Below are 14064 nucleotides of genomic sequence, written 5' to 3' on the forward strand. Positions count from 1 at the left end.
CAGACACGGTCGATCCGGGAAGGCATGGTGATGGCACGCACGGATCCCAGCGCAGGCGGTTGTCCCGGCAGCCCGTCCCCTGGGGCGTTCGACACCACCGTGGACCTGGATGTTCTGTTCGCTCAGGCGCCGGTGGGCCTGGCCGTCTACGACAGCGCGCTTCGCGCGCTGCGTGTCAACGCGGCACTCGAACGTCTCTGCCGGATCGAGGCTGACCAGGTCGTGGGCAAGCCGATCGGTGAGTTCTTCCCCGCGCGTGACATCGCCCGTCTGACCGAGCTCTTGCGCACCGTCCTGGAAACAGGCAGACCTGTGGCGACCACCGTGCCCCTGGCCGTGACCGGAGGTGATCCTGACCGAGTCTGTTCCCTCTCGACGTTCCCTCTGTGTGACTCGAGCGGCCGGCCGATGGGGGTTGCCACCGCGATCTCCGCCATGGGTGGGCGGCCGAGGCCGGCGCGCCGCGAGGGCCTGACCTTGCTGGAAACCGCCACGACGCGCATCGGGTCGACCCTGGAGGTGGTCCGGACCGCGGAGGAGCTCTGCGAAGTGGCGGTCCCCCGCCTGGCCGACTTCGTCGCCGTCGATCTGCTGGAAGGGATCGACCGCGGCGAGGAACCGCTCCCCGGACCGGTGGAACGCGCGACCCTGCTGCGCCGCGCGGCGATCCTCTCGCGCACGGCGCACGCTCCGGAGGCGACCCATCCGGTCGGGGAGCTGATGACCTTCCATCCCAGCACTCCCTACGCCCAGTGCCTGGCCTCAGGGCAGCCGCTGCTGATCCCGGTACTGGACCAGGACGCGAGTTGGCTGGCTCAGGACCCCACCCGCGCCGCCAAGATTCTCGGGGCCGGCATCCACTCGTTGATGACGGTGCCCCTGCGGGCGCGCGAGACCACGCTCGGACTCGCACACTTCTACCGCTGGCAGTTGCCGCAGCCTTTCGAGCCGGACGATCTGGCCCTGGTCCACGACCTCGTAGCCCGGGCCGCGGTGTGCATCGACAACGCTCGCCGCTACACCCGAGAACATCACGACGCCCTCACCCTCCAGCACAGTCTGCTGGTGCGGGGTGCCGTGCCGACGCGCAGCTCGCTGGAGACCGCACACCGTTGTCTGCCCGCCCGCACCCGCGCCGGGGTGGGCGGCGACTGGTTCGACATCCTTCCGCTCTCCGGCGCCCGCGTCGGCCTGATCGTCGGCGACGTGACCGGCCGGGGCATTCAATCCGTGGCCTGCGCCGGACGGCTGCGTACTGCCATGCGAACCCTGGCAGCCTTGGATTTCACTCCGGACGAGGCGCTGGCCCACATAGACGCTCGCGTGCGCCAGGCCGCCGACGACGACCTTTTTGCCGATCAGGAGGCCACATCGCTAGGCTCCACATGCCTGTACGCCATCTACGACCCCGTCACCGGGCGATGCTCCGCGGCCAGCGCCGGCCATGTGCCGCCCATCGTCGTACGTCCCGGAGGAGCAGCCGGGCTTCTGCCTCTGTCCGTGGGTCCGCCGCTCGGCCTGGGGGGCCTGCCGTTCGAGACGACGGAGACGCGTCTGCCCGACGGCAGCCTGCTGGCCCTGTACACGAATGGTCTCCTCCACGGCCTCCAGCACGACCCGGACGGCCTGATGCATCTGCTGCACGCCTTGACCGAGCCGGGCCGGCCGCTGGACGACCTCTGCCAGGCCGCTGTGGAGGCCGCCCTCGACGAAGGGCCGCCGACGGACGACGCCATCCTTCTCCTGGCCCGCACCCGCAGCCTCGAGGCCGACCGGGTCGCCACTTGGGACCTGCCCGCCGAGCCCGAAGTCGTCGCCCGGACTCGAGCCCGGGCCTCGCGCCAACTCACTGTCTGGGGCCTCGCAGAAGAAGCGCCGTCGGCCGAGCTGGTCATCAGCGAGCTGGTGACCAACGCGATCCGCTACGGCCGCAGTCCCATCCAGCTGCGGCTGATCCGGGAACACACGCTCATCTGCGAGGTCTCGGACGCCTCCCACACATCGCCCCACCTGCGCCAGGCGACCAGCGACGACGAAGGTGGCAGAGGTCTGTTCATGGTCGCGCAATTCGCGGACGCGTGGGGCACGCGCTATACGCCCACCGGCAAGACCATTTGGGCGGAGCTGACCATCACCCCCTCGGCCGCCGGCCTCTGACGGCTTCCCCGCCATGACCATCGTGCGGGTGCGGCGCCGGCAAGCGGGGAGTCGGCGGGTGGTACGACGATCGTTGAGCCCGGGCGGTCGGTCCGGCTCGGCGAGGCCGAAAGTGCCCGCCTCGCCGCCGATCAGTCGCTGTCACCTGGAGGTGCCTCGGGCAGCCGGGAGCCGGTCCCCCAGCTGGTCTCCGAGCCCGTGTCGGCGACTCCTCGACCGGACCCGGCGTCGGTGAGCGCCCACTGCATGGTGGCGTCGATGAAGGCTCTGGCCGCCGGAGTGAGCGGCCCGCGGCGGTGCACCAGCCATTGGGGAAGCCGTTCTGGAGGCGTGAAGGGGTAGAGGCGGGCGCCGGCCCGTCGGGCGAGGTCCGACCAGCCGTCCGGTACGAGCCCGGCGCCGATACCACGGAGGACCATCGGGAGGATCACACTGCGGTCGCCCACCTCGGCCGCGATGGTCATGTCCCCCACCGTGGCGGCGAGCCGGTCGAAGACGGCGCGGACCGCCGTGGGCGGCTGGGGCACCACGAAGCGCCTGCCGCGCAGGACCTCGGGCGTCACGCCGCCCCCCGCCTCCACCACCTCGTCGGACGGGAGGACGAGCAGAATCTCCTCGTCGCGCAGATGACGTGCCTGCAGTCCCTGGGCGGCGGGGGGCCCGGAGTTGCCGCAGACGCCGACCTCGCAGTGGCCGCGCAGCACCATGGCGACCACCTCGGACGCGGACAGTGCCGGGGTGACGCTGACCGTCACCCCGGGGTGTCGCTCGCGGAGATCCGCGACGACGCTGGTGACGGGCTCCAGCGCGGAGGACGATGTGGCGGCGACGTCCACCCTGCCGGCCACACCGTCGCCGATCGATCGAGCCGCGGCGTGCAGGGCGTCGAGATCGCGCAGCACCAGTCGTGCCTTTTCCACCAGCGCCTCTCCTGCCGAACTGAGGACCGCGTTGCGCCCCACCCGATGGAAGAGAGTCACGCCGAGTTCGCGTTCGAGTCGCTGGATGGCCCGGGACAGAGAGGGCTGAGCCGTGCACAGGGCCCGGGCGGCCCTGCCGAAGCCGCCGTGCTCCACGATGGCCACGAAGTACTCGATCTGATGACGTTCCACGGTGGCTCTCCGGACTCATAGCTGCAGTGCATCAACACGGTGTCACATGTGTCTTGGACGCCGGACTGTGGCTGCCGGTTAACTCCTTGCCAACGGCCAGGGAACGCCGAGGGAGCACCCGTGCGGGATCCGCGTGAACGCCGGTTCGTCGAGCCGGCCGGAGAAGTGAGCGGCACCGTCGAAGTGCAGGTCGTCACCGCGCGGCGGTCGGCGGTGCCGGGAGGGGCGAGCACGGTCGTACGGACGCAGGGACGCCCGGGCGCGTCGCGTCGCGTCACCGCTCTCGCGCCCACCGGCATGGCGTTAACCCCGAACCGCTGAACACAGGCGGGGCGCGGCGGGAACTCCCGGGTCGCAGGCGTCCGCCGCGCCACCGGCACACCGACCGCCGCAGACCGTCATTCCGCTGCCACAGTCCCGAGCATCCCGGAGCCAGAGAGGGAGAATCCCGCATGCACCGCACAGGCCGGGGCAGCCGCCCCGGAGCTCCACCGGCAGGGCCGTCCACACCCCTCGCCACGGGCGCCGCCCGGCGCCGCGTACGCCGGTGGCGTGCCGTCCCGTCGACCGCTGTCCTGCTGGCGCTGACGGCGGGCTGCGCCTCGCTGAGCGACCCCGCCAGAAGCGCGGTCACGGAGCGGACCTCCGACGACCGTCCGGTGCGCGACGGCGGAACGCTCACCGTCGCCCTCAAATCGGAACCCGACAAACTGGACCCGACCCTTGCCGAGACCCTCGTCGGGCGGACGGTCTTCGCCGCCATGTGCGAGAAGCTGTACGACATCGACCGCAGCGGAAAGATCGTCCCGCAGCTCGCCTCCGCGTTGCCGCGGACCTCCGACGGCGGCCGCACCGTCACGATCACCCTCCGCAGGGGCCTGCGGTTCAGCGACGGTACTCAGCTGAACGCCCGGGCCGCGGCGGCCTCCCTGATGCGCCACCGCTATCTGCCCGGTTCGGCGCGCGCGACCGAACTCGCCCCGCTGAAGTCCGCCGTGGCCGCCGGCCCGTACACGCTCACGCTCCACCTGGCCCAGCCCTATGTCCCGCTCACCGCCGTGCTGGCCGACCGGGCCGGGATGGTCCTCTCGCCGCGAGCGGTGAAGAAGTACGGGAAGAACTTCTCCAACCACCCCTCCTGCGTCGGCCCGTTCAAGTTCGTCGAGCGGGTGACCGGTGACCGGATCGTGCTGAAGAAGGATCCCCTCTACTACGACGCCGACCACGTGCACCTGGACGAGGTGGTCTTCAAGCCGATCCCCGACGGCAGCGTGCGCCTCGCGAACCTCCGCGCTGGAGACGTACAGGTCGGCGACCAGATGGACCCCGTCGACGTGCGAAGCGCCCTCACCGAGAAGAACCTGCAGCTGTTCGCCTCGCCCTCGCTCGGCTACCAGGGCATCGGCTTCAACGTGGGCAACACCCGGGGCCTCGGGCAGAAGCCCGGGAAGATCGACACCCCGATCGCCCGCGACCCCCGTGTCCGGGAGGCGTTCGAGCTCTCCCTCGACCGCGACGTGATCAACAAGGTGGTCTTCCAGGGCATGTACGCGCCCGCATGCGGACCAGTGTCGCCCAAGTCGGCCATCGCTCCCGCCGCACCCGGCTGCCCCGGACGCGATCTGAAGAAGGCGAAGCAGCTGCTGAAGGAAGCCGGGGTGAAGCTCCCGGTCCGGCTCGAACTCAAGGTCTCCACCTCGCCCGTGGACATCCGGTTCGGGCAGGTCGTCCAGGCGATGGCCAAGGACGCCGGGTTCGCCGTACGGCTGGCACCCACGGAGTACACCACCATGTTGCAGGAGACCGACGCAGGCCGTTACGACGCGTACAGCAGCGGCTGGTCCGGGCGGCTCGACCCGGACGGCAACATCGCCTCCTTCCTCGGCACGCGCGGCGCCATGAACACCTACGGCGTCTCCGATCCGGACATCGACCGACTCATCGCGGAAGGCCGCGCCACCGCGGGCGAGAAGGCCCGCGCCCGCATCTACGCCGACCTCACGCGCCGCATCCGTGACCAGCACACGCTGATCTACCTCTACCGGAACAACAACTACGTCGTCGCCCGCAGGGACGTCGCGGGCGTGAAGGTCTACGACGACGGCCTGGTCCGGGTCAAGGAAGCGGGGTACGCCCGGTGAGCCGCTACCTGCTCGTCCGCCTCCGGCAGTCCCTGGTGACGCTCTTCCTCGTCAGCGTCGTCGTCTTCGCGGGCGTCCGCGCACTGCCCGGCGATCCGGCCCTCGCCCTCGCCGGCGAGGAGCGCAGTCCGCAGGCGCTCGCGGCGATACGCCAGGCCTACGGCCTGAACGACAACATCGTGATCCAGTACGGGCGCTTCGTCGGCCACGCCCTCACCGGAGACCTCGGCACCTCCTCGCGCACCGGCCTGCCCGTCCTGGACTCGATCACCTCGGCCCTCCCCGTCACGCTCGAACTCGCCGCGTTCTCACTGCTGCTGGCCGTGGTGCTCGGCATCGGTGCCGGCGTCGTCGCCGCCGTGCGCCGGGGGCGGCCGGAGGAGTGGCTCGCCAACGCCGCCGCCCTCCTCGGCCTGTCGGTGCCCCACTTCTGGCTGGGCATCGTGCTCGTCCTCGTCTTCGCCATCGCCGTCCCCGTCTTCGCCGCCTCGGGCTTCGTCCCCTTCGGCGCCGACCCCCTGGAGAACATCCGCCACCTGGTGCTCCCGGCCGTCGTCCTCGGCTCGGGCCTCGCCGCGGTCGTCATGCGGCAGACGCGCGCGGCGATGCTGGAGAACCTGTCCGCCGACTACGTCCGCACGGCCCGCGCCAAAGGGCTCTCACGCCGCCAGGTGATCGCCGGGCACGCGCTCCGCAACAGCCTGGTGACCGTCGTCACCGTGCTCGGCCTGCAACTCGGCCAGCTCATCTCCGGAGCCGTGGTCACCGAGCAGATCTTCGTCCTCCCCGGCTTCGGCAAGCTCACCATCGACGCGGTCTTCACCCGTGACTACGCGATGCTGCAAGGGGTCGTGCTGTTCACCTCCGCCGCCTACATCCTCATCAATCTCCTGGTCGACGTGCTCTATTCGGTCGTCGACCCGCGTATCCGGCTCGGAGGTGCCCCCCGATGACCGCAGCCCCGGCCTCCGTGGCTCCTCCCGTCCAGGCCGCGGCCGGCGACGCCCCGGCGGCGGCACACGGCAGAGGCGCCCGCGACAGGCTCCGCGCCCTGTGCAGGAACCGGCTCGCCCTCACCGGCGCCGTCATCGCCGCCGTGTTCGTGCTGGCCGCGGTGTGCGCGCCGCTCCTGGCCCCGTACGACCCGGCCCAGCCGCACTTCGGCGACACGCTCGCCGCCCCCAGCACGGAGCACTGGCTCGGCACCGACGACCTGGGCCGCGACCAGCTCTCCCGGATCATCTTCGGCGCCCGTGCCTCCATGCAGGTCGGCGTTCTCGCGGTCGTCCTGGCCTTCGTCGTCGGGGTCCCGATGGGTCTGGTGGCGGGCTACTACGGGCGGATCGCCGACGGGATCGTCTCCCGGATCACCGACACCCTGCTCGCCTTCCCGTTCCTGGTCCTCGCCGTCGGGCTGGCCGCCGTCCTCGGCCCGTCCCTCCTCAACGCCACCATCGCGGTCGGCATCGCGCAGGTCCCGCCGGTCATCCGCATCACCCGTGCGGAGACCCTGCGGCTGAAGCACGCCGACTACGTCGCCGCGGCCATCGCCAACGGCGGCGGTGACCGCACCGTCCTGCTGCGGCACATCCTCCCCAACGCGACCTCGGCGCTGATCGTCCAGGCCACCGTCGGCATCCCGGCGGCGATCATCGGCGAGGCGCTGCTCAGCTTCCTCGGCCTCGGCGTGCAGCCCCCCGACGCGTCGCTCGGCGTGATGCTCTCCAGCGCCCAGGCATTCCTGGCCCCCGCGCCGTGGCTGGCCGTCTGGCCGGGCCTCGCCATCGTGGCGGCGACCCTGGCGTTCAACCTGCTCGGCGACGGAGTCCGCGACGTCTTCGACCCCCGTGGAGGCACCCGGTGACCACGACCGAACCGTCCGGCTCGACGCAACCGTCCGACACACAGCGACCGTCCGACACGACGCGCCCGTCCGGCACGGCCGAACCGGTCCTCAGCGTCCGCGACCTGACGGTCTCCTTCCGCTCCGACACCCGGACCGTGCACGCCGTCGACCGCGTGTCGTACGACCTGGCCCGCGGCGAAGTCCTCGCCGTGGTGGGCGAGTCCGGCTGCGGCAAGTCCGTCACCTCCATGGCGGTCATGGGCCTGCTGCCGCCGAGTGCCACGGTCTCCGGGTCCGTCCGTCTCGGCGGACGGGAGCTGGTGGGCGCGAGCGACAAGGTTCTTCAGCGGATCCGGGGCCGGGACATCGCGATGATCTTCCAGGAGCCGATGACCTCCCTGAACCCGGTGCTCACCATCGGCCGCCAGATCGGCGAGGTGCTGCGTCGCCACCAGGGGATCGGCCGCAAGGAGGCCAGGGAACGGGCAGTGGAACTGCTCGACCTCGTCGGCATCCCCGCACCGCGCGAGCGCGTCCACGACTACCCGCACCAGCTCAGCGGTGGCATGCGGCAGCGTGTGATGATCGCGACGGCGGTGGCGTGCGACCCGGCCGTCCTGATCGCCGACGAGCCGACCACCGCCCTGGACGTCACCGTGCAGGCCGGCATCCTCGAGGTGCTCCAGTCGCTGCGCGAGCGGCTCGGCACGGCGATCGTCCTCATCACGCACGACCTCGGCGTCGTGGCGGACATCGCCGACCGGGTGCTGGTCATGTATGCGGGACGTCCGGTGGAGCAGGCGCCGGTGGACGACCTGTTCGCCGCGCCCCGGCACCCCTACACCGGCGGCCTCCTGGGCGCGGTGCTCCGCCCCGGCGCGATGCGCAAGGGTGTACCGCAGGACGGGCCCAGGCCCCGGCTGCGGGAGATCCCCGGCATGGTGCCGAGCCTGTCCGGACAACCCGACCGCTGCACGTTCGCGTCCCGCTGCGAGCACGCGGACGAGCGTTGTGCCGCCCAGCAGCCGCCGTTCGTCACGGTGACCACGGCGCCCCGCACGGCCGCTGCCACCCGCCCCGCGGCCGAGGCGGGTGGCACCGGGGCCCCCGCATCGGCGAGTGCCTCCGCGGCCGCGGCGACGGCGGCGACCGCGCCGCCCGGAGCCTCAGGTCCGCCGGCCGCGCACCGGGTCGCCTGCTGGCACCCGATCGACACCGCGCCGGGGGAGCACCCCGGCCTCGTATCCACCGAGGAGGCCGCCCGATGACTCCGGCGGATTCGATCCCGGCGCCGCGCGACACCACGGACCTCAGGCGCTCCGCCACCGACGCGGGTACCGGTGCCTCGGCGCCCGCGCTCCACCTGTCCGAGCTCACCCGGCACTTCCGCACCGATCAGGGCACCGTGAAAGCCGTCGACGGCGTCAGCCTCACCGTCGGCCGCGGCGAAGTCGTCGGCCTGGTCGGCGAGTCCGGCAGCGGCAAGTCCACCGTCGGCCGGTGCGCCGTACGGCTCGACGAGCCCACCGGCGGCACCGTACGCATCAACGGCAGGGACGTCACCCACCTGTCCCGACGTGCCCTGCGGCCCCTCCGCAAGGATTTCCACCTGGTCTTCCAGGACTCCTCCTCGTCCCTCGACCCGCGGATGACGGTCGGCCGGATCATCGCCGAGCCGCTGCGTCTGCACGGGCTCGCGTCCAAGACCGCCGCCCGCACGCGGGCCGCGGAGCTGTTGGGACAGGTCGGGCTGCGCCCGGAGCACGCCGACCGGTACCCGCACGAACTGTCCGGCGGCCAGCGGCAGCGCGTCTCCATCGCCCGCGCGCTGTCCGTCGACCCGGATCTGCTCATCGCGGACGAGCCGACCTCCGCGCTGGACGTGTCCGTGCAGGCCGCCGTGCTCAACCTGCTGGCCGATCTGCAGCGCGACCGCGGCTTCGGCTGCCTGTTCATCACCCACGACCTGGAGGCGGTCGAGTACCTCGCGGACCGCATCGCGGTGATGTACCTCGGGCAGATCGTCGAGGAGGCGCCCGCCCCCGAGCTGTTCGCCCGCCCCGCACACCCGTACACCCAGGCCCTGCTGTCCGCGGCGCCCGTACCCGATCCGGCCGTCCAGCGCACCAGGGAACGCATCGTGCTCAGCGGGGAGCTGCCGAGCCCGCTCGCACCGCCGCCCGGCTGCCGCTTCCACACCCGCTGCCCGCTCGCCGACGCCCGCTGCCGCACCGAGATCCCCGAGCTCCGCACACTGTCCGGCGGCCGACGGGTCGCCTGCCATCTCGTGTCCACCGACGGCACCGCGCCCGACGCGGCCGCGGCGGCCGCGGCCCCCTGACGGCACCGGACCCCGAACCGCAGCCGTCCGTCCCGTGCCTCAGGGCAGAACCACACCGCACCAAGGAGTCGTCAGATGACGTTCACCACCCGGCCGACCCTCCAGGGCACCTTCGGCATGGTGTCCTCCACCCACTGGCTGGCGTCCCAGTCGGCGATGGCCGTCCTGGAGGACGGCGGCAACGCCTTCGACGCGGCGGTCGCCGCCGGATTCGTGCTGCACGTCGTCGAACCCCACCTCAACGGGCCCGCCGGCGAGGTACCGGTCATCCTCGCCCCCGCCGACGGGCCGGTGCGCGTCCTGTGCGGCCAGGGCCCCGCGCCCGCCGGAGCGAGCATCGACCACTACACCTCGCTCGGTCTCTCCCTCGTCCCCGGCACCGGGCCGCTCGCCGCCGCCGTGCCGGGCGCCTTCGACGCCTGGATGCTGCTGTTGCGCGACCACGGCACCAAGTCCCTGGAAGACGTGCTGAAGTACGCCATCGGGTACGCCGAGAACGGCCACGCCCCCGTCGAACGGGTCGGACAGACCGTCGAGACCGTGCGCGCACTGTTCGAGAAGGAGTGGACCTCCTCCGCCGAGCTCTACCTGCCCGGGGGCCGGCCCCCGGTCCCGGGCACCCTCTTCAGGAACCCCGTCCTCGCCGCCACCTGGCGCCGCCTCATCACCGAGGCCAAGGCCGCCGGCAGCGGCCGCGAGGCGCAGATCGACGCCGCCCGGCGCGTCTGGCGCGACGGCTTCATCGCCGAGGCCCTCGCCAAGACCGCCGCCCTGCCCACCCTCGACACCTCGGGCGAACACCACGCCGGCACCCTCACCGGCGACGACCTCGCCGCCTTCTCGGCCGGCTACGAGGAACCCGTCACCCACGACTGGAACGGCTGGACGGTCTGCAAGGCGGGAGCCTGGTCCCAGGGCCCGGCGTTCCTGCAGCAGCTGGCGCTGCTCCCCGAGGAGCTGCCCGCCTACGGCACCGCCGACTACCTCCACACGCTCATCGAGGGCACCAAGCTCGTCATGGCCGACCGCGAGGCCTGGTACGGCGACGCCGACGGCCCCTCGACCGCGCCGCTGACCGCCCTGCTCTCCGCCGACTACAACGCGGAGCGCCGCGCGCTGATCGGCGACACCGCCTCCTACGACCTGCGCCCCGGTGCCCCCGGCGGGCGCACGCCGAGGCTGAGCGCGCACGCGGGAGCCGTCGCGGCCGGCGAGCCGGGTTTCAGCCCCATGGGCATCCCGGGCGCCCCGGTGGCGGGCGTCGGGGAGCCGACCGTCGCCCAGGACGGTACGACCCGCGGTGACACCTGCCACGTCGACGTCGTGGACCGGTGGGGCAACATGGTCGCCGCGACGCCCAGCGGCGGCTGGCTCCAGTCCAACCCGGTCGTGCCGGAGCTCGGCTTCCCGCTCGGTACCCGGCTGCAGATGGCCTGGCTCGATCCGGGGCTGCCGAACTCGCTCACCCCGGGCCGCCGGCCCCGGACCACGCTCACCCCGTCGCTCGCGCTGCGGGGCGGCGTTCCGGTGATGGCCTTCGGCACCCCCGGTGGCGACCAGCAGGACCAGTGGCAGGTGCATTTCTTCCTGGCGGTCGCGCTCCGTGGGGCGGTGCGCGGCGGGCTCGACCTCCAGGGCGCCATCGACGCCCCCAACTGGCACACCGACAGCTTCCCCGGCTCCTTCTTCCCCAGGGAGATGCGGCCGGGCGGCGTCACCGTGGAGTCGCGCATCGGGGACGAGGCGATCGACGAGCTGCGTCGGCGCGGTCACGACGTGACCGTGGGCGACCCGTGGTCCGAGGGGCGGATGTGCGTGGTCGGCCGCGACCCGGAGACGGGCGTGGTGTCGGCCGGCGCCAACCCGCGCGGCATGCAGGGGTACGCGGTCGGCCGCTGAACGGCGTCGTCACCGCCGCCGGCGATCTCCCGAGGACGGACCGTGGGCGGGGGTGGCAGTCCTGTCGTTCACAGCGGGGGCTGCTTCGGGAACGGGCGGCGTGAGGTGGCATGGTCGGGCGTGTGGAACTACGTCACCTCTCCGGATTCGTCGCCGTCGCCGAGGAGCTGCACTTCGGCCGGGCGGCCGAGCGGCTGCACATGGCGCAGTCGCCGCTCAGTCAGCAGATCCGGCTGCTGGAGCGCGACCTCGGGGTCAGGCTGTTCGACCGTACGACCCGGTCGGTGCGGCTCACCGCCGCGGGGAAGGCGTTGCTGGAGCCCGCCCGGCATCTTCTGGCCGAGGCCTCGGCCGTGCGGCGAGCCGTGCAGGTGGCGCACCTGGGCGAGGTCGGCCGCGTCACGCTGGGCTTCGCGGGTGCCAGCAGTTACTCCGCACTGCCGGTGCTGACGCGGGCGATCACCTCCGAACTGCCCGGGATCGAGCTGGTGCTGGAAGGCCAGACCTATGCCGGCGAGGCGCTGGGACGCATCGCCGACGGGACCCTGGATCTCGGGTTCGTGGCGCTGCCGGTGCGGCGCGGGATCAGTGCACGCGTCGTCCGCATGGAGCGGCTGCTGCTTGCGCTGCCGGACAGCCATCGGCTTGCCGAGCGCGCCGAGGTCGCCGTCGCGGAGCTCGCGCGGGAGCCCTTCGTGACGTTCCCCCTCTCGCGCGGCTCCGCCGTCCGGGAGGCGACGGTGCAGGCCTGCCACGAGGCGGGGTTCGCACCGCGGATCGCGCAGGAGGCCCCCGACTCGTACAACCTGCTCGCCCTCGTCGGCGCGGGCGTCGGTGTCGCGGTGGTCGTGGAGTCGGCGCGTCACATCCATCTGGAGCATGTCGTCTTCCGTCCCCTCGCCGGGGAGGAGGTGCCAGTGCTGCCGATCGCGCTGGGCTGGCGTTCCGGCGACCGGTCCGCGGCGCTGGCCGCGGTGCTGCGCGTCGCCGAGCGGGTGCTGCCGACACCGGCTGAAGCCGGTGGACAGGAGCCCCGGAAGCGATGAACGACTTTGACGGATGACGTCTTACCGGAGGGCCGGATTGGTCTTGGACACCACCTAATCGGCGGGTGCAGAGTCATCCGTGTCTCGCGCACGGGGCATGGACCGGCCGCTCGGTTCCCCCACCCGCATGCTCTCCGTGGCGCGACCTGCCGCTACGAGAGGACGCTCGTCATGCAGCACGACACTCCCGCTCAGGTCACTCCCGTCAGCTCGACGCCCACGGCCCGCGACGCCAGGCGCGCCGGGATCACCGCCTTCGTCGGCACCACCATCGAGTGGTTCGACTTCTACATCTACGGCTCCGCCTCCGCGCTGGTCCTGGGCAAGATCTTCTTTGCCGATGTCCCACCCACGGTCGGCACGCTCGCCGCCTTCGCCACCTTCTGGGTCGGCTTCCTCGCCCGCCCGCTCGGCGGCCTGGTGTTCGGCCACTTCGGAGACCGCTACGGCCGCAAGAAGGCACTGGTCACCACGCTCACCATGATGGGCACGGCCACCTTCTGCGTCGGGCTGCTGCCCGGATATGCGCAGATCGGCGCCGCCGCCCCCGTACTCCTCGTCCTGCTGCGCATGGTCCAGGGCGTCGCGATGGGCGGCGAGTGGGGCGGCGCGGTGCTCATCGCCACCGAGTACGCCCCGCCGAAACGGAAGCTGCTCTACGGCGCCTTCGCCCAGCAGGGCTCGCCGGTCGGCAACCTCCTGGCGACGCTCGCCTTCCTCGGCATCGCCAGGCTCCCGGACGCGGCCTTCGAGTCCTGGGGCTGGCGCGTCCCGTTCCTCGCCTCCGCCGTGCTGGTGATCGTCGGCCTGGTCATCCGGCTGCGGCTGGCCGAGACCCCCGAGATGCTCGCCGTCCTGGAGCGCCGGCAGACTGCGAAGCTGCCGGTCAAGGAGGTCCTCACCCGCAGTCCGCTGCTGGTCGTGCTGGGCGTGTTCGCGGGTACCGCCGGCGTCGCGATCACCTACGTCAAGACGACCTTCGCGCTCTCCTGGGCCACCTCCGACCTCGGCTTCGACCGCACCACCTTCCTGACCGTCATCTCGATCGCCCTCGTCGTGCAGGTCGTGGTCCAGCCCTTCGGGGCCGTCCTGGCGAGCAGATGGCCGGTGAAGAAGGCCGTTCTGTGGATGCTGCTGCCCGAATTCGTCCTGCTGCCGCTGATGTTCGTGCTCGTCGGCACCGGCAACTTCTGGCTCGCCGTCCTCGGCATGGGTCTGGCGACCTTCCCGCACGCCATGTACTACGCGGCACTCGCGGGCATCCTCGCCCGTGTCTTCCCCGTCGAGGTCCGGTACACCGGCATGTCGCTGTCGTACCAGCTCTGTACGACGCTCTTCGCCGGCACCGCGCCGATCGTCGCCCAGTACCTGCTCACCACCTCCGGCTCCATCTGGCCGGTCGTCGGACTCGGCCTCGGCTACACCGTCGTGACCCTCCTCGGTGTGCTGCCCCTGCTGGCCCGCACCACCGAAGAGGCCCCCGCCCGCACCGCCCGAACCGCCTCGCTCGCCTGAGCCGCAC

10 protein-coding genes are annotated in these 14064 nt (G+C 72.1%); 9 read left to right on the plus strand and 1 reads right to left on the minus strand.

The window, feature by feature from the left end; all coding sequences use genetic code 11:
- Positions 1-99 precede the first annotated feature (99 nt).
- The gene (locus ABZ484_RS02645) at positions 100-2157 is read left to right on the plus strand and encodes a SpoIIE family protein phosphatase (protein ID WP_358864070.1); all 2058 of its coding nucleotides are present in this window, start codon (positions 100-102) and stop codon (positions 2155-2157) included.
- 131 nt (positions 2158-2288) lie between these two features.
- Here the strand turns inward: ABZ484_RS02645 and ABZ484_RS02650 are convergent, their stop codons facing one another.
- Positions 2289-3269, minus strand: a complete 981-nt coding sequence (locus tag ABZ484_RS02650; RefSeq protein WP_358864071.1) for a LysR family transcriptional regulator — start codon at positions 3267-3269, stop codon at positions 2289-2291.
- A 452-nt stretch (positions 3270-3721) separates the two neighbouring features.
- Here ABZ484_RS02650 and ABZ484_RS02655 point away from each other — a divergent pair, with 452 nt between their 5' ends.
- The 8 genes from ABZ484_RS02655 to ABZ484_RS02690 all read left to right on the plus strand — a co-directional run bounded on the left by ABZ484_RS02655 (position 3722) and on the right by ABZ484_RS02690 (position 14057).
- Positions 3722-5410: an ABC transporter substrate-binding protein gene (locus ABZ484_RS02655; protein ID WP_358864072.1), complete on the plus strand. Its 1689-nt coding sequence runs from the start codon at positions 3722-3724 to the stop codon at positions 5408-5410.
- Positions 5407-6363, plus strand: coding sequence for an ABC transporter permease (locus ABZ484_RS02660; protein WP_358864073.1), 957 nt, complete (start codon positions 5407-5409; stop codon positions 6361-6363). Before ABZ484_RS02655 ends, ABZ484_RS02660 begins: the two co-directional genes overlap by 4 nt.
- Complete coding sequence (locus tag ABZ484_RS02665) at positions 6360-7274, plus strand: ABC transporter permease (RefSeq protein WP_358864074.1); 915 nt, start codon at positions 6360-6362, stop codon at positions 7272-7274. The genes ABZ484_RS02660 and ABZ484_RS02665 overlap by 4 nt, the downstream gene beginning before the upstream one ends.
- Positions 7275-7378: 104 nt before the next feature.
- Positions 7379-8524: an ABC transporter ATP-binding protein gene (locus ABZ484_RS02670; protein ID WP_358864133.1), complete on the plus strand. Its 1146-nt coding sequence runs from the start codon at positions 7379-7381 to the stop codon at positions 8522-8524.
- Positions 8521-9597 (plus strand): oligopeptide/dipeptide ABC transporter ATP-binding protein, encoded by a 1077-nt coding sequence (locus ABZ484_RS02675; RefSeq protein ID WP_358864075.1) that lies wholly within the window; start codon positions 8521-8523, stop codon positions 9595-9597. The genes ABZ484_RS02670 and ABZ484_RS02675 overlap by 4 nt, the downstream gene beginning before the upstream one ends.
- 75 nt (positions 9598-9672) lie before the next feature.
- The gene (locus ABZ484_RS02680; protein WP_358864076.1) at positions 9673-11496 is read left to right on the plus strand and encodes a gamma-glutamyltransferase; all 1824 of its coding nucleotides are present in this window, start codon (positions 9673-9675) and stop codon (positions 11494-11496) included.
- 122 nt (positions 11497-11618) lie between these two features.
- On the plus strand, positions 11619-12542 hold the full coding sequence (locus ABZ484_RS02685; RefSeq protein WP_358864077.1) for a LysR substrate-binding domain-containing protein: 924 nt from the start codon (positions 11619-11621) through the stop codon (positions 12540-12542).
- 171 nt (positions 12543-12713) lie between these two features.
- Positions 12714-14057, plus strand: a complete 1344-nt coding sequence (locus ABZ484_RS02690) for an MFS transporter (RefSeq protein WP_358864078.1) — start codon at positions 12714-12716, stop codon at positions 14055-14057.
- Positions 14058-14064 lie beyond the last annotated feature (7 nt).

Source organism: Streptomyces sp. NPDC006393, from assembly GCF_040628575.1.
Classification (GTDB): domain Bacteria; phylum Actinomycetota; class Actinomycetes; order Streptomycetales; family Streptomycetaceae; genus Streptomyces.